We start from the raw sequence: 19,028 nt of genomic DNA, 5'->3' as shown, positions 1-19,028 counted from the left end.
TGCGCAGGCAGGGGCGGCTCTAGCGAGCAGCCACCTCACGCATCCTGATGGAACTCAATTCAGGATCACCTCCCTTCAGTGTGCCGCCACCATAGGCAGCCCGCCGGGAGGAGGGCAACGCATTTTTCGGGCCCGTTCCCGGGCCCCTCGCCGCGCGATCAGGCCGGCGAGGCCTCGGACTTGAACTTCGAGTAGTCGATGACCTGGTCGGCCGGCGGGGCCTGGATGGTCAGCGGCTTGTCGATCTCGGTGAAGTCCATCTGGCCGCCGTCCGAGCCGGCCTTCTCGACCCGCAGCGGGTACGGGGTGCCCTCGGTGGCGACGTGCAGGACGACCTCGTCGCCGCTGCTGTTCTTCGACTTCACGCTGAAGGACTTCGCGCCGTTGACGGTGCCGGCCGAGCCCTTGGTGAGGTCGGTGGACTTGCCGTCGTCCAGGAAGCTCTTGGTGAGCTCCTTGAGGTTGCAGGCGGCGGTGAGCTCCTTCATCTCCGGGTCGTCCTGGACGCCCGCGATGTAGCGGCCCTTGAGGAGCTCGGCGGCCTTGGCGCCCTCCGAGCCGCCGCCGGCGACGTTGGTGATGAACTCGGCGTCGGGCTTCAGGTAGACCTGCTTGCCGTCGCCCAGAAGCTCGAACTTGCCCATCCCCGGCATGGTGATGCCGCCCTTGCACTGCCCCTTGGTGTCGAGCGCGAGGTCGATGGTCATCTTCTCGGCGCCGTTGCCGACGGAGCCCGCGACCTTGACCGAGCCGGCGCCGGCCAGGGCGTCCTTGGCCTTCTTCTGGATCTCCTCGGCGCTGAGCTTGGCGGTGTCCAGCTTCGTCGCGGAAGGCTTGTCGTCACCGCAGGCGGTGGCGCCGGCCGCGAGCAGCAGACAGATCGCGGCGGTACTGGCAAGGCGCTTCGACAGCATGAGTGTTTCCTAACCCGGCGCGACAGAGCGCGTCCGAACGGGTGACTTACCCGCTCAGTATGATCGAAGGATTATTTATCCGATCTTGACGCGCCGCGCCGTTACAGCTTCGTGGCAGGACCGTGCCGCACCAGCCGTCCGGACATGACGAAGGCCCGGAGGAAGAATCCTCCGGGCCTTCGGCTACTGAGTAGCGGGGACAGGATTTGAACCTGCGACCTCTGGGTTATGAGCCCAGCGAGCTACCGAGCTGCTCCACCCCGCGTCGGTGAACACAACCATACGGGGAAGCCGCCCGAATGGGAAATCGGTTCCACATCCGCCCCTGCGCACCGCCTTGCACCCCGCCCGGCCCGCCCGCCTCACCGCCCCCGCGCCGGCCCCCGCGCGGGGTGCCGTCCGGCCCGTGCCCGGGCCCAGGCGGCGAAGCAGACCAGCGCCGCGAAGCACGGCACCATCAGCACCGCGTACACCAGCAGGAAGCCGCGCGTGCCGAGGTCGGCCGCGGCGTTCCAGGTGCCGTGCAGGGCCATCGCCAGGACCAGCCCGGCCGGCGCCGCCAGCCGGGCCAGCCAGCGGCGCCCGGTGCTGAGGGTCAGCGCCAGGCCCAGCCCCGTCAGCGCGGTGAACAGCGGGTGGGCGAACGGCGAGAGCAGGCCGCGCAGCACGAAGGTCTGCACGGTGCTGTCGAAGTCCCGCAGGCTCGGCGGCTCGCCGAGGCCGATGCTGTCCAGCCGCTGCTGCTGGTCGTCGGTGAACGCCCGCCCCAGGTAGAGCGCGTTCTCGGTGAAGGCGAAGCCGCAGGCGGTGATCCCGCCGAGCACCACCCCGGCGGCCAGGGCGCGCGGCCGGGAACGGGCCCGCGGGTGGCCGGGGAGCGCCGCGGGGCGCGGATGGGGCAGCGGGCGCAGGTAGGGGCGCAGCCGCAGCCGCACGCGGGCGTGCGGCAGGGCGGGCCGGCGCTCGTAGCTGCGCGGGCGCCGGGGGCCTGGGCGGCCGGGGTGCCGGGCCGCGCAGCGCGACCGCCGGCCGAGCGGCAGCAGCAGGACGAGCAGCGCGGCGCCCTTCGCGCCCTCCTCGATCACCGGGGTGACCAGGTCGGCGCCCAGCGCCTCGCCGAGGCTGCCCTGGTGGGCGGTGAGGTAGCTGCTGGTCCAGCCGTTGGCGAGGATCGCCACGGTGGTGGCGGCGCAGGCGCCCCAGCCCAGGCAGAAGACGGTGTGCCGCAGCGGCACCCGGGCGGTCTGGTTGAGCCAGGCGAGCCCGCCGAGCACGAAGGGCAGCGGGACCATCGCCAGTCCGAGGCCGACCAGCAGTCCGGTGGTGCCGGTCTGGCGGCGGACCAGATGGAGGATCAGCACGCCGCAACCGGCCAGGGTCAGCACGACGGACGCGGTCACGGCGGAGAACGCCACCGGGCGGAGCGGGCGCGGGGCACCGGTGGCGGGGGAGGCGGGCAAGGCGGTCGTGGCGGTCGTGACGGGGCCCCCGGGGGCGGGCACGAGCCGCTGCGCCCGGCGCCTCCGCGGCCCCGGGATGGTCCGGGTGCCGGCGGTGGGCGTGGGCATCTCTCGGTCGTCGGCGGCCCGCACGGTGATGTGGTACCCACCGCCGGACGGGGTGCTCACGCGCCACAGGTTAGGCCACGCCGCCCGGCGGCCGGGGGGACCCGGCGCGGGCGCCCCGCTCCGGCCCGGCCGGCCCGCGGACGCCGGGGCCCGCGCGGCCCGCCGGGTCGAACACCCGGCGGTGGTTCAGCGGCGGCGGAACAGCAGGTCGTGCACCACGTGGCCCTTGGCGATGCCGGCCCGTTCGAACTTGGTGACCGGGCGCCAGTCGGGCCGCGGCGCGTAGCCGGGGACGGAGCCGTCCGGGTGGTCCGCCGGCTCCAGCCAGCCGGTGCCGTCGCCCTCGGGGTGCAGGTTCTCCAGCTCCGGGGAGGCGGACAGCACGGCGAGCATCTGCTCGGCGTACGGCTCCCAGTCGGTGGCGCAGTGCACCAGCGCGCCGGGCGCCAGCCGGGGGAGGACCAGTTCCAGGAAGGACGCCTGGACCAGCCGGCGCTTGTGGTGCTTGGGCTTGGGCCACGGGTCGGCGAAGTAGACCCGCAGGCCGGCCAGCGAGGCGTCCTGGAGCATGTCGCGCAGCAGGATCACGGCGTCGCCGGCGGCCGGGCGGACGTTGGTGCTGCCGTCGCGCTCCAGCAGGCCGAGCAGGTTGCCGTGGCCGGGGGTGTGGACGTCGGCGGCCAGGATGCCCGTCGCGGGGTCGGCGGCGGCCATCGCGGCGGTGGTCTCGCCCATGCCGAAGCCGATCTCCAGGGTGACCGGCAGGCCGTCGAACAGCGCGGGCAGGTCGAGCGGGGTGCCGTCGATCGCGATGCCGTACTTCTCCCAGCCCCGGTCCAGCGCGCCCGCCTGGGCGTTGGTCATCCGGCCCCGGCGCGGCTGGAAGCTGCGGATGCGCCGCTCGCTGTGCTGGGCCTCGGTGGCCTTGTGCGGGTACATCGGCGCGGGGTACGCGGCGGGCGCCGCGGAGAGCCGGGCGGAGGGCGATGGCTGGGGGATCGGGGCGGTGGCAGTCACAATCACCCGAGTCTACGGGGCCGTCCGGCGCGGGCCGCAGGCCCTGTGACGGTCCCCACGTCCCCGGGCCGCGGCCATCCTCAGCCGCCCGCCTCCAGCGCCGCCAGCGCCCGGCGGGCCACCTCCCGGCCGATCGGCAGCGAGGCCGTCGCCGCCGGGGAGGGCGCGTTCAGCACGTGCACCAGGCGGCGGGTGGAGCGCGGGTCGTCCGGGTCGAAGCCGGCGAAGGCGAAGTCGTCCAGCAGCGAGCCGTCCCGGGCCACCGCCTGGGCCCGCACGCCCGCCCCGGCGCGGACCAGGTCGGCCGAGGTGACGGCGGGCAGCAGCCGCTGGACGGCAGTGGTGAACGCCCGCTTGGAGAGCGAGCGGTGCAACTCGCCCACCTCGTACCGCCAGTGCCGGCGGGCGATCCGCCAGGTGCCGGGGAAGGCGGCGGTGCCGGCGAGGTCGCGCGGCCGCACGGTGCGCCAGTCGTAGCCCTCGCGGGCCAGCGCAGGGACGGCGTTCGGGCCGACGTGCACGTCCCCGTGCACGCCCCGGGTCAGGTGGACGCCCAGGAACGGGAACGCCGGGTCGGGGACCGGGTAGACCAGGCCCCGGACCAACTCCCGTCGCTCCTTGACGAGTTCGTAGTACTCGCCGCGGAACGGCACGATCCGCACGCCGGGGTCGTCGCCGGCCAGCCGGGCGATCCGGTCGCTGTGCAGGCCCGCGCAGTTCACCAGCACCCGGCAGCGCAGCTCGCCCGCCGAGGTCTGCACGGTGACGCCGTCGGCCCGCCGGGCGACCGCGCGCAGTTCGGCCCCGGTGCGGATCTCCGCCCCGGCCTCGCGGGCCAGCCGGGCGTAGGCGGCGGCCACGGCGGGGAAGTCGCAGATGCCGGTGGTCCCGATGTGCAGCCCGGCGATGCCGGTGACCTGCGGCTCGTACCCGGCGATGCCCCGGCGGTCCAGTTCGGTGACCGGGATGCCGTTGGCCCGGCCGCGTTCGGCCAGGGTGCGCAGCCGGTCCAGTTCGGCGGGCCCGGTGGCGACGATCAGCTTCCCGGTGACCTCGAACGGGACGGCGTGGGCGCGGCAGAACTCCACCATCCCGGCGGCGCCGGCCACCGCGTACCGGGCCTTGAGCGACCCGGGCCGGTAGTAGACGCCGCTGTGGATCACCCCGCTGTTGCGCCCGGTCTGGTGGGAGGCCAGGACGGGCTCCTTCTCCAGCACGGTGAGCCGCAGCCCGGGCCGGGCCCCGGTCAGCGCGTACGCCGTGGAGAGCCCGACGATCCCGCCCCCCACCACCAGCACGTCGACGTCGTACCGCACGGCCCGCTCCTCGCCTCGCCTCGTCCGACCGTCCCCGTCCGTCCGCGATGCTGCCACGTCGGCGGGGGCCGGTCGAGTGGGCGTCGGCGGTCCGGCGCCGGCCGGGTCAGGCGGGTGCGACGATCACCGCGCGGGCCCGTTCGGTCAGTTCGCGGACCCGGCGCTCGCCCTGGAACGGCTCCAGCCGGCGCAGCATCTCCACCACGTACTCGCGGCTGCGCTGCGAGGAGATCCGCCCGGCCACGTCGACGGCGCGCTCGCCGGCCGCGACCGCCGCGTCCAGGTTGCCGGCCTCGGCCTCGGCCATCGCGGAGACCACCAGCCGCAGGCCGTGCGAGCGGACGAACCCCTCGGTGGGCCGGGCCAGCGCCTCGCGGGTGAACTGGCGGACCTTGGAGGGCACACCGAGGTCGCGGAAGCACTCGGCGGCGTCGGCGGCGAGCCGGTCGTAGGCGTAGAAGTCGATCCACGCCGGATCGGGATCCCCGGCGCGCGCCCGTTCGAGGGCGCTCTCCGCGGCCCCGAGCGCCGTCGCGCACGCCGCCGCGTTGCGGGCCTTGGCCTGGGCCCGGGCCTCGACCAGGTGGAAGAAGCTCATCGTCCGGGTGGTGGCCAGGCCCCGGTTGCGCTCCAGGGCGGCCTGGGCGAGGTCCACGGCCTCCTCGGCGAAGCCCCGGTAGCCGGCCTGGAGGCTCATCGAGGCCAGGACGTAGCCGCCGAGCGGGACGTCCGCAGCGGCCCGGGCGAGCCGCAGGGCCTGGATGTAGTACCGCTGGGCGGCCTCGTGCTGGCCGGTGTCGAAGGCCATCCACCCGGCCAGCCGGGTGAGTTCGGCCGTCGCGCCGAACAGCGCCCGGCCCACCGCGTCGCTGTACGAGGCGAGCAGCAGCGGCGCCGCCTCGACCCGCAGGCACTCCGGCACCATCGACGAACGCCAGTCCCCGCCACCGTACTTGGAGTCCCAGCGGCGGGCCTCCTGGGCGGCCTCGCGGAGCTTGGCGGCGTCCGAGTGGCCGACCCGGTAGGAACCGGCCTCGGCGGGGGAGCGCGGCACCTCGCGGGCCACCGAGCCGTCGGCGGGGGTGATCAGCCAGCGGGAGACCGGGGTCGCGTAGGCGGCGACCGAGAAGGTGCCGGCCAGGCTGTCGCTCCAGCGCCCGCCGCCGGGGCCGCGCCGCAGGTCGAGGTCGACCCGCCAGAGGTCGGTGGCGGAGCGGACGGCGTCGGGGACCTCGCGCGGGAAGGCGAGGCCGAGTTCGGGCGCCGGGTCGGTGTCGCCGAGGCCGATCTCCTCCAGCGGCACCGGCCGGCCGAGCTTGCCGCCGATCGCGGTGGCGATCAGGTGCGGGACCGGGCCCTGCGGCACCATGCCCTTGCTCACCCAGCGGGCCACCGACGTCTTGTCGTAGCGGAGCGTCAACCCGCGCTGCGCGCCGAGGTCGTTGACGCGGCGGGCCAGCCCCGCGTTGCTGATCTGGGCGAGGGTCAGGAGCGTGCCGAGCCGTTCGTTCGGTCCTCGTGGGCTGACGGTCATGGTGGCGGCGGCACCTCCTGCGGCCTTGTGCGCGGGGCCCGGGCGGCACCGGGCCGTAGCTGCTGTACCTAGAGTAGTCGGACGCGTTCCGACGGTTAAGAGGCCGCATTCCGGATGGCGGGATCGTGCGCCCGGGCCCGGGTGGCGGGGGCTCCGGGGACTCGGCTGCGACCGCCCGGATCCGGCCGTCCCGGGGCGTCCGGGCGGAGCGCCGGAGCGCCGTGCTCCGGTCCCGTGTCGATGTGCGCCCGGCCGTGCCCCCTGGCCCGACCGGCTGGTCGGCGATTCGCTGGTGGTCGTGGGTCGGCCCGCCGTCGAGGACCCGGCGGGCCGGGGGACGCCGCCGCCTACATCCCCGCGGGCGGTGGCGACGTCCGGGAGGGCATGCGGATGCCCTCCCGGGCAGAGCGACGCCTTTCGGCCATTTCGCGATGACCATGACAGGGCGCCGTGGAGGGCGGTCCGGGCCGAGGAGGGGGAGGCCCGGCCCGCCCCGACGGGGACGTCCGGCCGGGGATCGTCCGGGTGTTCGACACTGTGCGTCGCCGTCCGGTACGCGCCCTTCCCGGCGCGTACCGGAAACGACAACTCCGGTCGGCGGGCGCGCAACCGGTGGCACCATGTCTTCTGACGGTGCGCCAGGGGCCGGCCAGGGGGACCGCCCGCTGAAGGGCGCGCCGCGCGGTGCTGGTCCTCGTGCGGTGGAGGCGCGATGCGGTGGCTGACGGGCTGGTGCACGGGCGCGCCCCGACCGGGCGCACCGGCGCACGAGCCGCCCGGCGCGGTCACCCCGATCGCCGCGCGCCCCCTGTGGAGCGGGCCCGACCCGCTCTGGGCGGTCGGCGACTGGCGGCCCGAGGAGATCCGCCTGGTCACCCTGCGGCCCGGCGCCCCCGCCACCGTCACCACCGGGCCCACCGCCGCGGACCCGGTCGAGGCCGGACCGGCCGTCCTGCGGCTCGCCGTCCTCGGCCCCTGCGGCGCCACCGACGCCGAACTCGCTGCCGGCCTGGCCGCCGCCCGCGGCGGCGCCGTCCGCCACCTCACCGCCTGGCCCGGCGGCTACACCGTGGTGCTGCGCAGCGGAATCCGGTCGACCGTGCTGCTCACCGACCTGGCCGGCGCCCAGCCCGTCTTCCACACCCCCTGGGGCGGCGGCACCGCGTACGCCACCGCGGCGCTGCCGCTCGCCGACCTGGTCGGCGCACCGCTGGACACCGGCCACCTCGCCGCCCGGCTCGCCTGCCCCGAGGCCCCGGAGGCGCTCGGCACCGGCACGCCCTACCTCGGCGTGCGGCGGGTGCCGCCCGGGCACGCGCTGGGGCTGCGGGACGGGCGGCCGTACCTCTCCGGGTACGACGAGCCGGGCGCCGGCGGGGCGCGCGGGCGCGGCGAGGCGGCGGCCGTCGGGGAGCTCACCCGGGCGCTGCTGGAGTCGGTCCGCTTCCGGGTCCGCACCAGCCCGGCGGCGCCGCCGGGGCGGGCCCGGCTCGGTGCCGACCTCTCGTACGGGACGGCGTCCGCCACGGTCGCCCTGCTCGCCGCCGCCGTGCCGCGGCAGCCCGGCCCGCCGCCCGCCGAGTCCGGGCCCGCCGAGTCCGGGCCCGCCGAGTCCGGGCCCGCCGGGTCGGGGCCCGCCGAGTCCGGTCCGGCCGCGGCCGGACCCAGGGCCGCGCGCACCGGGGCGGTGAAGGGTTCCTGGGCCCGCGCCGCCGGCCGGCCGCGGACCGGCCCCGAACCGGTCGCCGCCGTCACCTCCGGCGGGACGGCGCCCCCCGCCCCGGCGCCGGACGTCCCCCGGCTGCGGCACACCGTGCTCGCCGTCGGCCCGGACACCCTCCCGTACGCGGACCTGCGCACCGACCCGACGGCCGGCCGGCTCACCGACGAGCCCGGGCCGGAACTGGTCACCGCGGCCTGGGCCGGCGCCCGGTTCGAGGCGGGCGGCACCGACCACCTCACCGGCTACGGCGCCCGGCACGTCCTGGACGGGCACCCGGCCCGGCTGGCCGACCTGGTCCGGGCCGGACGCTCGCGCGAGCTGCTCTCCCCGGTGGCCGCGCTGGCCGGCGCCGACCGGGCGGCCGCCGGCGTCCTGGCGGGCGCGCTGCGGACCCCGCTCACCGTGCTGCGCGCTGCCCACCGCCTCGCCCGCGCCCGCTGGGCGGACGCGCTCGACGACACGGCCGTGCGGCTGACCCTGCGCCGGACCTCCGACGACGGCGGCGGCACGGCGGGCACCCGCTCGGCGGACGACCTCGCCTGGGTGGTCCCGGGGCCGGCCGCCCGCTGGCTTTCCGACGAGGCGCTCTCCGCCGTCGCGCTGCGGCTCCGCCTGGCGGCGCGCGAACCGGCGCCCGGCGAACACCCGGGCGCGTACCGGGCCCGGCACGCCCTCCACCGGCACGCGCGCGGGTTCCGCACGCTGGTGCACGCCACCGAACAGCCCGGGCAGCGCCTGCACGCGCCCTTCCTCGACAACCAGGTGGTGCGCGCCGCCCGGCTGCTCCCGGACGACGTCCGCCTCCAGCCCGGGGCGCGGCACGCGCTGCTGCGGTCCGTCCTGGCCGGCACCGGGCGCACCGACCTGCCGCCCGACTGGGGCCGCACACCCCGCCCCGACCGCACCGCCCCCGCCCGCGCGGGCCTGCGGCTCGCCGCCGACGGCCTGGCCGAACTCTTCGACGCCCCCCTGCTCGCGGAGGCCGGCCTGATCGACCTCCCCGCCGTCCGCACCGCCCTCACCCGCGCCGCCGACCAGGCCGCCCCCCTCCCGCCCGCCACCCTCGCCGGCCTCGCCGACCTCGTCGCCACCGAACTCTGGCTCCGCCGCATCCGCGCCCGCCGCCACGGCGCCTGCTGGACCGGCCTCCCCCACCCCACCCACCCCGCCCTCACCCCCACCCGCTTCCCCTGACCCACCCCCGGAGCGAAAAGTCGGCCGGCCCGACTTCCTACGCCGGCGAATATGCAGACCGGTCTAGTGATTCCCGCACCCATCCTCCGCGCGCGCGGAGTGGAAAGTCGGCCCGTCCAACTTCCTGCTCTCCCGGGCCCTTCCGCCCGCACGAATATGCAGACCGGTCTACGGATTTCCCTCGCGCCAGCTCCTCCGCGCCCATCCCCTGGAGTGGAAAGTCGGCCAGGCCGACTTCCTGCGCCCATGAATATGCAGACCGGTCTACTGATTCACTCACCCGCTCCCGGGACGCGCGGAGTGGAAAGTCGGCGGAGCCGACTTCCTGTGCGGCGGGTTCGCGGCGCCGGGGCTCGGGGGCGTGTTCGGCGCGGCTCGGGGGCGGGGCGGGGGTCGGGCGGCGATCATGGCGAGGCATCCCGTCCCCCCGCCCCGTCAACCCCCGCTTCCCCGTTACTCCCGTAGCTCCCGCTACTCCCGCTTCCCCCCCCCCGCACCCACGGAGGTCGTGGTGACCACTGCCAGTCCGGACCAGCCCGTTCCCGTCGTGCTCTCGGTGCTCGGGCGGCCGCCGACGGGCCGGCCGCCGGGGGTGCTCGCGGCGTGCGACGGGTCCGACGGCTCGCTCTGGGCGCTGGAACGGGCGATGACCGAGGCCGAGCTGCACGGCCTGCCCCTGTACGTGCTCGCCGTCGTCAACCCGGCGCCCGCCGGTTACCCGCCCGGGATGGCCGAGCTGGTCCAGGAGAGCGTGGAAACCCTGGTCGAGTCGATGGCCGACGGCCTGCGCCGCTCGGTGGCCACCGTCCAACAGGCCCGCCCGCACCCCTGCACGGCCGAGATGTCGCTGCACGTGGTGCTGGGCAATGTGATCGAGGTCCTGCTGGCCGCCTCGGCCCGCCAGCACACCCTGGTGCTCGGCACCCGGGGCAACGGCGGCTTCACCCGCCTCCTCCTGGGCTCGGTCAGCAGCGCCGTCGTCCACCACGCGGCCTGCCCCGTCCTGGTCGTCCCCGCCCCGCCCGCAACCTGAGCCCCGGGGCAGCGCGCCCGGGGCGCCGGGAATGTCCCGAGATGGTTCACCGTTCACCGATCTCGGACCACACGCTCATCCCCACCTCCCTGGAGCCCCCGTCATGAAGGTCGAGATCTACTCCGACATCGCCTGCCCCTGGTGCTACATCGGCAAGCGCCGCTTCGAGCAGGCGCTCGACGGCTTCGCGGGCAAGGAGAACGTCGAGGTGGTCTACCGGCCGTACCAGCTGGTGCCGGACGCGCCCGCCACGGCCAGCCCGCACCGCGAATGGCTCGCCGAGCGCTACGGCCCGCAGTCCGTCGCGATGGACGCCCGGGTCGCCGAGCTGGGCCGCGCCGAGGGCATCGGCTACGACTTCGACGCCGCGCTGCACGCCAACACCTTCCTCGGCCACCGCCTGCTGCACCTGGCCGAGACCGAGTACGGCGCGCAGGCCCAGGGCCGCCTCAAGGAGGCCCTGCTCAAGGCGCACTTCACCGACGGCGTGGACGTCGGCGACCGCACCGCGCTCACCGAGGTCGCCGTCGGCGCGGGCCTGGACCGCGACCGGGTGACCGCCTACCTCGCCGGCGACGAGGGCGTCGCCGAGGTCCGCGCGCAGCTGGCCGAGGCCCGCGAGATCGGCATCACCGCCGTGCCGACCTTCGTCTTCGAGGGCAAGTGGGCCGTCCAGGGCGGCCAGGAGGCCGAGACCTTCCGCCGGGTGCTGGAGCAGGTCGCCACCGAGATCGGCGAGCACCGGCCCGCGCCGGTGCAGGTCGCCCCGGCCGGTGAGGCCTGCGCGGACGGCTCCTGCGCCATCTGAGCAGCCCCTCGGCCGGAAGCCGGACCCGAGGCCCGTTTCAGACGCACCTGAAGCGGGCCTCGGCCCAGTCGGCCATGTTCAGCGCCGACCAGAATCCGCTCGCCGGCGTCACCACCAGCTTGATCGACTTCTGCCCGTCCAGCGGCACGTGCACCGGCACCGCCGGGTCGCCCGCCCCCACCGGCTGCGAGCTCCACAGGGTCCGCCCGTCGCCGCCCTGGACCGAGAAGACCACGGCGCCGAGGGTCACGCTCAGGTCGTCCATCCCGGCCACCGCGTCGAAGGACGTGCAGGTGCGGTTGAGGTCGATCACCGTGGTCGCCGGAGCGTGCACGGTGATGCCGTGCCGGCGCTCGGTGCCGCCGACCGACACGGTGCCGCGCTGCCAGAACCAGTCGCTCCCCTTCTCCCGGATGGCCGGCTCCGGCGGGGGCACCCGGTTGTTGCCGGGCTTGGTCACCGGCAGGTTGTCGCCCCAGAAGTCGCTCGGTGGCGGTGGCGTGGTGGGCGTCGGCACGACCACCGGCGGGACGGTCGGCGGGATGGTGGGCGTCGGGATCACCGGCACCTCGGGCAACGGGACCACCGGCAGTTCGGGCGTCGGCACCGGTGGCAGCGGCGGCAGGCTCGGCTGCGGCGTCACCACGACCGGGGCCTGCGGCTTGGCCGGCGTCGACGTGGGCGCCGGTGCCGGGGAGGACTTCGGGGGCGCGGGCGTCGGCGAGGCCGCCGTGGTGGCCCGCGGCGTGCCGGGCACGACCGGCGGCGCGGGCTTGGGCACGGCGCTCGACGCCGAGGGCGCGGACGGCGCGGGGGCGGGCGGCTCCGCCGGGGCGGACTCGGCACTCGCCGGGGCCGGCTGCTGCGGCGCCGGTTCCGGGGCGGCCGGTTCGGGCGCGGGGGCCGGCGGCGCGGGCGAGGCCGGGGCGGACGCCGGGGGAGCGGCCACCGGAGGCTTCGGCTCGGGCGAGCCGGTGAGCGCGTACGCGGCGACGGCGGCGGCCGCCACCGCGATGGCGGCGGCGATGCCGGCCTTGGCGGCGGTGCCCAGGCCCTCCCCGGCCGCCCCCGCTCCCGCACCCGCCCCACTGCCCGCACCCGCCCCACTGCCCGCGCCCCCGCCCGCAGCCGCGGTGCCACCCGCAGCCCCGGCGCCACCCGTCGCACCCGTGGCACCGGCCGTACCCGCGGCGGCACCACTCGTCGCCGTACCCCCGGCCGCACCGCCCGCCGTGGTGGCCGCGGTCCCGGCGGCCGCGCCGCCGACCACCGCCGCCCCGCCCACGGCGGCCGCGGCGGCACCGAAGCCGCCCACGCCGACCCAGACCAGCACCCCGCCGGGCAGCAGCGCACGCAGCCCGTGGTTGATCTCGGACAGCTCCAGGCACGCCGCCGTGCACCGGTCGCACTCCTTGAGGTGCCCCCCGACCTCCGCCGAGGCCCGCTTGCGCAGCGAGCCGCGCGCGTACGCGCCGAGCCGGTTGGCGTACGCCTGGCAGGCCCGGTCCTGGCTGCCCGAGACGTGCGCCTGGAGGAACCCGGCGGCGAGCCGGTCGCGGGCCCGGTGGGCCTGGACGGCGGTCGCGTTGGCGGTCTTGCCCAGCATCACCGCGACGGTCTTCGGCGACTCCCGCTCGACCTCGGTGTGCCAGAGCACCATCCGGTCGTCCTCGGGGAGTTCGGCGTAGGCCTGCATCACCATGCGCTGGTCGGCCATCGCCATCGCCCAGGCGTCGGCGCCCGGGTCGGCCAGGTCGAGGTCGACGACGGCGGCCGAGGTCTGCGCGAACACGCTGAAGTCGTCGACGAGTTGCTCGCGCCGCTCGCTGCGGGTCCAGGCCGCGGCGACGTTCCGCACGGCGGTCAGCAGATAGGCGCGGACGGCGAATTCCGGCCCCTTGCCCGCCCGCAGCGCCTGAAGGGTGCGCGCGAACACCTCGCCCGCCAGGTCCTCGGCGGTGAAGCTGTCGCGGCAGCACGTCCGGGCGTAGCGGCGCACCGAGTCGACGTGCCGGCGGTAGATCTCCTCGTACGCGGTGTCGTCGCCGGCCCGCACCAGCGCGGTCAACTCGGCGTCGGAGGGCGGACGTTCGCCGTCGACCGGGTCGGCGGGCGCCGGCACGGTGGGGCGCGTCGGGGCGCCGGTGCCGACGAAGGCCTCGGGGGTGACGCCGCCGCGCCCGGCGGGGGCCTGCCCGGGGACGCGGCCCTGGGGGAAGGCGGCGGCGGAGGCGGAGAGCGTCTCGCGGCTGGGCATCCCGGCCTGGTCCGGCACCTGACCCGGCCGGGCGGCGTCGGCGCCCGGGCCGTCAGGCCCCCAGTCGGCTCCCCAGTCCGGCCCGGCCCCGGCGGACCGCCCGAAGTCGAGGCCGTAGCCGTAGTCGTTCTGTTCCTCGGCGCTCACAACGGACCCCAGATTCCACGACAGCCCCCGTAGTGTGGCAGGGCGCACGGGAGTGCGTGGGCGCACGAGCTCCCGCTGCACGGCGCCGAGGGCACGCGAACGGCGCGCATCGGGACATTGGCTCCAACCACGGGCAAAGGATGGCATAGCGCAGAGTTGGGCGGTAGCCGGACCGGCCGTGACCCACTCTTCCGTGGGGCCGTCGCGGATGTGTTCGCCCGGTGCACGGCGCCCCGGCGGGCGCCGCTCGCGCCGGGCGCGCGACCCGGTTCCCCGCGCCGCCCGGTTCAGCAACCTCCTTGCCCGCGACGGACGGTGGCCGTCCGGCGGGGTGACGTTCAGCGGGCCCGCAGGCCGTCCAGCAGGATCTGCAGCAGCCGGTCCGACGGGCCTTCGGCGGACTGACCGTCCGCCTGCCGTCCGCCTGCCGCCTGCGCCGCTTCCCCGGGCACCGGGCCCGCCGCACCGGAACCGGCGGCCCCGGACGGAGCGGCACCCGCCGGCCCGCCGCGCCACGCGTGCACCGGCACCGACGCCGTCAGCACCAGCACCACGTCCGCGACGGTGACTCCGGGCCGCAGCTCACCCGCCGCACCCGCGCGCGCCACCAGCGCCGCGAGCAGCTGCAGCAGCAGCCGCGGATCCGCGTCGGCCCCCAGCGCCGCGGCCTCGGCCTCGGCCGCCGCGACCCCGGTGCCCGGGAACCCGCCGGACACGGCCGCCACCTCACCGCCCAGCGGCTCGTACCGGGTGAGGCCGAACCCGCCGACCGGCCCGGCCGGTTCCCCCGAGCGCTGCTCGGGCACCCGCCCGAGCTCCTCGGCGTACCGGAACGCCTCCGGCGGCAGCAGCCGCCCGGCCCCGGTGGACACCGCGCGCGCCAGGTACCCGGCCAGCGCCTCCCACGCCCCCGAGCCGCCGTACAGCGACTCGCGCGCCTGGGCGGTCAGCCAGGCGACCTCCTCGGCCGCGATCCGCTGGACCAGCACCTCCTTGCTCGGAAAACGCCGGTACACCGTGCCCACGCCGACCCCGGCCCGCCGTGCGACCTCCTCCATCGGCGCGCCGTAGCCGAACTCGCCGAACACCTCGCGGGCCGCACGCAGCACGCTCTCCAGGTTCCGGCGGGCGTCGACCCGCAGCCGCGCGCCCGGTGGAGGCCCGCCGGCCTGTGTCATCTCGCCGCCCCGGTACGGGACCGCCGCGTACGCCGTCCCGGTCGTCCCGGGCACGCCCGACGCACCGGTGGCCCCGGGCGGCCCGGCCGCCTCGGCGGGGCCGCGTTGCTCCGGGACCACGCCCTGGCCGGGGTGTGCCGCACCCGCTCGCCCCAACAGTCGCTCCTGTTCCATCATCCCAACTCTCCCCCGCAGGCATCCGATTCCGGACCCTGTCGTCGCCCGCCCCTGCACCCCCCGGTGCAGCTAAGCCTGAAAGAAATGACCGATGACCCATCGCTCGTGCCGTTGGTGGTGCCGCCCGGGTGGCGCCCGACCGTGGGTGCGGCCGCGCGCAGTCCACCCGGACCCCGATCAGGCGGGCGCCGCCGGGTCGATCGGTGCGATCGGACCGGCGTGTCGGCGCCCGTCCGGGGCCTTGTCCGGGAACTACCCTTCCCCGGATCACGGTCCCGCAGTCGGGTTCTCCCGCCAACACTAGAACTGGCCGTAATGGCCGCTCCACGGTGCGTCGCCGCCAGTTGACATGGCAGTGGCCGCGCCGCCACACAATCCGACCATAGTTCACCGCCGTTCGAGGCCGAAAGTGCGTCAGAAACTCACCCCGGCAGCACATCCGTCCCCGCCAGGTCCCGGCGGCCCCATCCGTCACGGCACGGATGGTGGACAAGACGGCGCCGACGGTCCTTTATTGGTGGGCGTGATGGGGGCATGCCCGGTCGAAGGCGGGCGCGGGGCCCCATCGACAGGAGGTGCGCCATCAGGATCCTGATCGTCGGCGGCGGGTGCGCGGGGATGTCCGCGGCGCTGCACCTCCAGCGCGGCCTGCGCGAGCGGCTGCGGCGCGGGGAGGTCCAGCTCACCGTGGTCGAACCGCAGGCCTACCTCACCTACCACCCGCTGCTCGCGGAGGTCGCGGCCGGCACCATCGACCCCCGGCACGTGGTCGTGCCGCTGCGCCGCGAACTCACCGGGTGCCGGGTGCTCACCGCCCGGATCACCCGGATCGAGCACGCCACCCGCCGGGCCTGGGCCGACGCCGCGGGACCGGGCGAGCCGCCCGCACCCGTCGAACTCGACTACGACGTCCTGGTGCTCGCCCCCGGCGCGGTCTCCCGCACCGCGCCCGTCCCGGGCCTGGCCGAGCGCGGCCGGGGCTTCTCCACCGTCGGCGAGGCGGTCGGCCTGCGCGACCACGTCCTGGAACAGCTCGACCTGGCCGCCACCACCCGCGACCCGGCGCTCCGCCAGGCCGCGCTCACCTTCGTCTTCGTCGGGGCCGGCTACGCGGGCGTCGGCGCGCTCGCCGAACTGGAGGACATGGCCAGGTACGCCGTCCGCGGCCACCACAACATCACCCCGGAGGACCTGCGGTGGGTGCTGGTCGAGGCCACCGACCGGATCCTCGCCGAGGAGTCGCCCGAACTCGCCGACCACACCCTCGCCCAGCTGCGCGAGCGCAGCGTCGACGTCCGTCTGCGCACCACCCTGGAGTCGGCCGCCGACGGGGTCATGGCGCTCTCCGACGGCAGCCGGTTCGCGGCCCGCACCCTGGTCTGGACGGCCGGGATCCGTCCGAACCCGCTGCTGCGCGACACCGACCTGCCGCTGGACACCGCCGGCCGGGTCCGCTGCCTGCCCACCCTCCAGGTGCTCGGCCCGGACGGCCGCGCGCTGCCGGGGGCCTGGGCGGCCGGGGACGGCGCCGCCGTGCCCGACCCGGGGGCGGACGGGGCGCCGTGCGCGCCGAACGCCCAGCACGCCTTCGCCCAGGCCGCCCTGCTGGCCGCCAACGTGCTGGTGGCGCTGGACGGCGGACCGCACGCGCCCGGCATCGCCGAGTACCGGCCGGAGGCCCCGGCCTGTTCCACCTCGCTGGGCCTCGGCCGGGCGGTCGCCCACACCAGGCGCGGCGGGCGGCTCACCGGACGGCGGGCCTGGTGGCTGCACCGGGCCCGGCACCTGCGCCGGCTGCCGAGCGCCGAGCGCCGGGTGCGGGTCCTCACGGACTGGGTGCTGGCGGGGCTGTTCTCCCGCGAGGTCGTCCCGCTCGGCCGGCCGGACCGGCGGGCCCCGGCCGGGCGGGCCCCGGCCGACGAGCGGCCCGTGTGAGCCGCGCCGGTGGTGCGCCCGCCACCGCCCGGTCGGAGTACGGACACGGCCCTGTGGCCGATCGAAGGGCCACGCGTGGCGCGGGCGACTTCCGGAATCGGGCCTCCGCCTGACAGGATCTGCCCGACCGAGTCATTACCCCGTGTGCTGACGAGTGCACAAGAAGTGATGATATGTCTGGAACCCGAGGAAGCGGCCGTCGTTTGAACCTCATGCGCTGGAGCGCCCGGCTCACCGGAGTCCCGTGGCGTGCCACCCCGCCGTCCGGGGCCGGCACCGACCGCGCCGCGCCGTCCGGCGACGCCGTCGTGGTGCCCGGCCCCCGCGACCCCACCGGTACCGCCGGACCGCCCGACGCCCTCGACCCCACCGGCGTGCTCGACCCCCACCGGCCCCAGGACCTCCGTGAGGTCCTCAACCGCATCCCGGCCCCGGTGGCCGTCACCTACGGCCCGCTGCACCAGCTCGGCTACGCCAACCGCGCCTACCGCGAACTCTTCGGCGAGCGCCCCACCGGTCTGCCCGCCTGCGACGCGCTGCCCGAACTCGGCACCCTCGGCGTCCTGCCCCTCATGGACCAGGTCATCCGCGGCGGCAGCCCCCGCAGCGTCAAGGCCCGCTGCATCCTCGGCCTCACCGGCAACCGCTACTACAACGTCTCCTGCGTCCCCCTGACCCGCGACCCGGGCCGCACCGGTCCCGGCGGTGCGCCCGTCCTTTCCACTCCAACGAGCGACGACCCGACCTCCGGAGTCCTCGTCTTCGCCGCCGAGGTCACCGACCAGGTCCTCGCCGCCGCCCGGCTGCGCGAGTCCGAGCGCCGCCACCGCGAGGCCGCCGTCACCCTCCAGCGCAGCCTCCTCCCGCAGAAGCTCGACCAGCCGGCCGACCTCCGGGTCGCCGCCACCTACCAGCCCGGCGGAGCGGAGGCGGCCGTCGGCGGCGACTGGTACGACGTCATCGCCATCGGCGGCGGCCGCACCGCCCTGGTCATCGGCGACGTCATGGGACGCGGCCTGCGCGCCGCCGCCGTCATGGGCCAGCTCCGCACCGCCGTCCGCGCCTACGCCCGCCTCGACCTCCCGCCGCACAAGGTGATGAGCCTGCTCGACGGCCTCGCCATGGAGATCGACGCCAACCAGATCGCCACCTGCACCTACGCCGTCTGGGACCCGCCGCGCCGCACTCTCGGCTACGCCTCCGCCGGCCACCTGCCGATCCTGCTGCGCTGCCCCGACGGCACCGTCCTGCGCAGCGAGGAACAGAACGGCCCGCCGCTGGGCACCGGGGGAGGCGTCCACCTCTCCCACACCCTGCGGCTGCTGCCCGGCACCACCGGCGTCCTCTATACGGACGGCCTGGTCGAACGCCGTGACGAGGACATCGACCAGGGCCTCGACCAGCTCGCCCGCACCCTCACCGGCGCGGTCGGCGCCCCCGACGTGGTCTGCGCGCGCCTGCTGCGGGCCATGGGCGTCACCTCCGAGCACGACGACGATGTCGCCGTCCTGGTCTTCCAGCTGCCGGCCGACGAGGAGTCGCCCGAACGGATACGGGCGCTTGACTCGGCCGTCCGAGAGGTCTAGTGTTCTTCGAGCTGCCTGGCTGGGAGCACCGGACACGTATCAACGCGGACGGTCCCGGGGTAGCCAATCCTCTGAAACACCACCTCTTCCCGGTTACGGGCCGAGGCGTATCGTCATCTTTTCGATGCGTTCCGGCTCAGGGTTTATTCGGTGTGCCTGTTTTCAGGGATTGCGGCCGGATTCGCTTTTCGGAGCGGGGATCGGCTAGAGTTTGAAACGTCGGACGGGGCGTCAAGCCGCAGAAGACACCAGCGAGTTGGATGAAGGAAGCGCCGGGAACGGCACGGAAAACATCTGGTAAGCTGGAAACACGAAAGAACGAAGCGCCCGGAGGGCCGGTGTGAAAGCCGCCTGAAGGAAGCGTCCGTTCCTTGAGAACTCAACAGCGTGCCAAAAGTCAACGCCAGATATGTTGACATCCCCGGCCTCAGATTCTCTGGGGTTGGAGATTCCTTTTGAAATAACACTAGCGAGGACGCAGTGCGCGGGATCACCCTATTCCGGTGGTTGCCGTGCCGCTCAACGCGGGTGTGGACCCGATTACGGGTAAACATTCACGGAGAGTTTGATCCTGGCTCAGGACGAACGCTGGCGGCGTGCTTAACACATGCAAGTCGAACGGTGAAGCCCTTCGGGGTGGA

Annotated in this window: 11 protein-coding genes, 1 tRNA gene, 1 rRNA gene and 1 pseudogene; 6 read left to right on the top strand and 8 right to left on the bottom strand. The window is 75.8% G+C overall.

Going from position 1 to position 19,028, the window contains the following annotated elements:
- Positions 1-158 precede the first annotated feature (158 nt).
- The 6 genes from ACFZBX_RS04430 to ACFZBX_RS04405 form a co-directional block, all read right to left on the bottom strand.
- Positions 159-914 carry a hypothetical protein gene (locus ACFZBX_RS04430; RefSeq protein ID WP_391531469.1) on the bottom strand — a complete coding sequence of 252 codons (756 nt, stop codon included), beginning with the start codon at positions 912-914 and terminating at the stop codon, positions 159-161.
- Positions 915-1,105: 191 nt separating this feature from the next.
- Positions 1,106-1,179: transfer RNA gene (locus ACFZBX_RS04425), tRNA-Met, on the bottom strand.
- Positions 1,180-1,276: 97 nt separating this feature from the next.
- Complete coding sequence (locus ACFZBX_RS04420) at positions 1,277-2,542, bottom strand: PrsW family intramembrane metalloprotease (protein WP_391531468.1); 1,266 nt, start codon at positions 2,540-2,542, stop codon at positions 1,277-1,279.
- A gap of 126 nt (positions 2,543-2,668) precedes the next feature.
- Positions 2,669-3,499 (bottom strand): tRNA (guanosine(46)-N7)-methyltransferase TrmB, encoded by an 831-nt coding sequence (trmB, locus tag ACFZBX_RS04415; RefSeq protein ID WP_391531467.1) that lies wholly within the window; start codon positions 3,497-3,499, stop codon positions 2,669-2,671.
- Positions 3,500-3,579: 80 nt separating this feature from the next.
- Complete coding sequence (gene lhgO, locus ACFZBX_RS04410) at positions 3,580-4,815, bottom strand: L-2-hydroxyglutarate oxidase (protein ID WP_391531466.1); 1,236 nt, start codon at positions 4,813-4,815, stop codon at positions 3,580-3,582.
- A gap of 106 nt (positions 4,816-4,921) precedes the next feature.
- Positions 4,922-6,349: an MFS transporter gene (locus tag ACFZBX_RS04405; protein ID WP_391498006.1), complete on the bottom strand. Its 1,428-nt coding sequence runs from the start codon at positions 6,347-6,349 to the stop codon at positions 4,922-4,924.
- Positions 6,350-7,061: 712 nt separating this feature from the next.
- Here ACFZBX_RS04405 and ACFZBX_RS04400 point away from each other — a divergent pair.
- The 3 genes from ACFZBX_RS04400 to ACFZBX_RS04390 all read left to right on the top strand — a co-directional run bounded on the left by ACFZBX_RS04400 (position 7,062) and on the right by ACFZBX_RS04390 (position 11,107).
- Positions 7,062-9,266 carry an asparagine synthase-related protein gene (locus tag ACFZBX_RS04400; RefSeq protein WP_391531465.1) on the top strand — a complete coding sequence of 735 codons (2,205 nt, stop codon included), beginning with the start codon at positions 7,062-7,064 and terminating at the stop codon, positions 9,264-9,266.
- Between the two features lie 511 nt (positions 9,267-9,777).
- Positions 9,778-10,299 carry a universal stress protein gene (locus ACFZBX_RS04395; RefSeq protein WP_391531464.1) on the top strand — a complete coding sequence of 174 codons (522 nt, stop codon included), beginning with the start codon at positions 9,778-9,780 and terminating at the stop codon, positions 10,297-10,299.
- A 103-nt stretch (positions 10,300-10,402) separates the two neighbouring features.
- Entirely contained in the window at positions 10,403-11,107 is a 705-nt protein-coding gene (locus ACFZBX_RS04390) for a DsbA family oxidoreductase (RefSeq protein WP_391531463.1), read from the top strand.
- A gap of 37 nt (positions 11,108-11,144) precedes the next feature.
- Here ACFZBX_RS04390 and ACFZBX_RS04385 read toward each other — a convergent pair whose 3' ends face one another.
- Together ACFZBX_RS04385 and ACFZBX_RS04380 are read right to left on the bottom strand one after the other, a co-directional pair.
- Positions 11,145-13,511, bottom strand: a complete 2,367-nt coding sequence (locus ACFZBX_RS04385) for a sigma-70 family RNA polymerase sigma factor (RefSeq protein WP_391531462.1) — start codon at positions 13,509-13,511, stop codon at positions 11,145-11,147.
- 338 nt (positions 13,512-13,849) lie between these two features.
- The gene (locus tag ACFZBX_RS04380; protein WP_391531461.1) at positions 13,850-14,863 is read right to left on the bottom strand and encodes a TetR/AcrR family transcriptional regulator; all 1,014 of its coding nucleotides are present in this window, start codon (positions 14,861-14,863) and stop codon (positions 13,850-13,852) included.
- 621 nt (positions 14,864-15,484) lie between these two features.
- Here ACFZBX_RS04380 and ACFZBX_RS04375 point away from each other — a divergent pair.
- From ACFZBX_RS04375 to ACFZBX_RS04365, 3 genes and pseudogenes are all read left to right on the top strand, one after another.
- The gene (locus ACFZBX_RS04375) at positions 15,485-16,801 is read left to right on the top strand and encodes an NAD(P)/FAD-dependent oxidoreductase (protein WP_391531460.1); all 1,317 of its coding nucleotides are present in this window, start codon (positions 15,485-15,487) and stop codon (positions 16,799-16,801) included.
- 203 nt (positions 16,802-17,004) lie between these two features.
- Positions 17,005-18,330 (top strand): annotated as a pseudogene (locus ACFZBX_RS04370) (PP2C family protein-serine/threonine phosphatase); the annotation flags it as partial.
- A 610-nt stretch (positions 18,331-18,940) separates the two neighbouring features.
- Positions 18,941-19,028, top strand: a 16S ribosomal RNA gene (locus tag ACFZBX_RS04365); the annotation flags it as partial.

This window comes from Kitasatospora sp. NPDC008115 (assembly GCF_042957205.1).
Taxonomy (GTDB): Bacteria; Actinomycetota; Actinomycetes; order Streptomycetales; family Streptomycetaceae; genus Kitasatospora.
Note: the sequence above shows the minus strand (reverse complement) of the source record. Positions and strands in the feature narration are given on the sequence as shown.

What these genes read in the sequence shown, in the direction of transcription:
- ACFZBX_RS04430 (WP_391531469.1), bottom strand. Translation starts at nt 914, where the DNA reads ATGCTGTCGAAGCGCCTTGCCAGTACCGCCGCGATCTGTCTGCTGCTC.
- ACFZBX_RS04405 (WP_391498006.1), bottom strand. Translation starts at nt 6,349, where the DNA reads ATGACCGTCAGCCCACGAGGACCGAACGAACGGCTCGGCACGCTCCTG.
- ACFZBX_RS04400 (WP_391531465.1), top strand. Translation starts at nt 7,062, where the DNA reads ATGCGGTGGCTGACGGGCTGGTGCACGGGCGCGCCCCGACCGGGCGCA.
- ACFZBX_RS04390 (WP_391531463.1), top strand. Translation starts at nt 10,403, where the DNA reads ATGAAGGTCGAGATCTACTCCGACATCGCCTGCCCCTGGTGCTACATC.
- ACFZBX_RS04380 (WP_391531461.1), bottom strand. Translation starts at nt 14,863, where the DNA reads ATGGAACAGGAGCGACTGTTGGGGCGAGCGGGTGCGGCACACCCCGGC.
- ACFZBX_RS04375 (WP_391531460.1), top strand. Translation starts at nt 15,485, where the DNA reads ATGTCCGCGGCGCTGCACCTCCAGCGCGGCCTGCGCGAGCGGCTGCGG.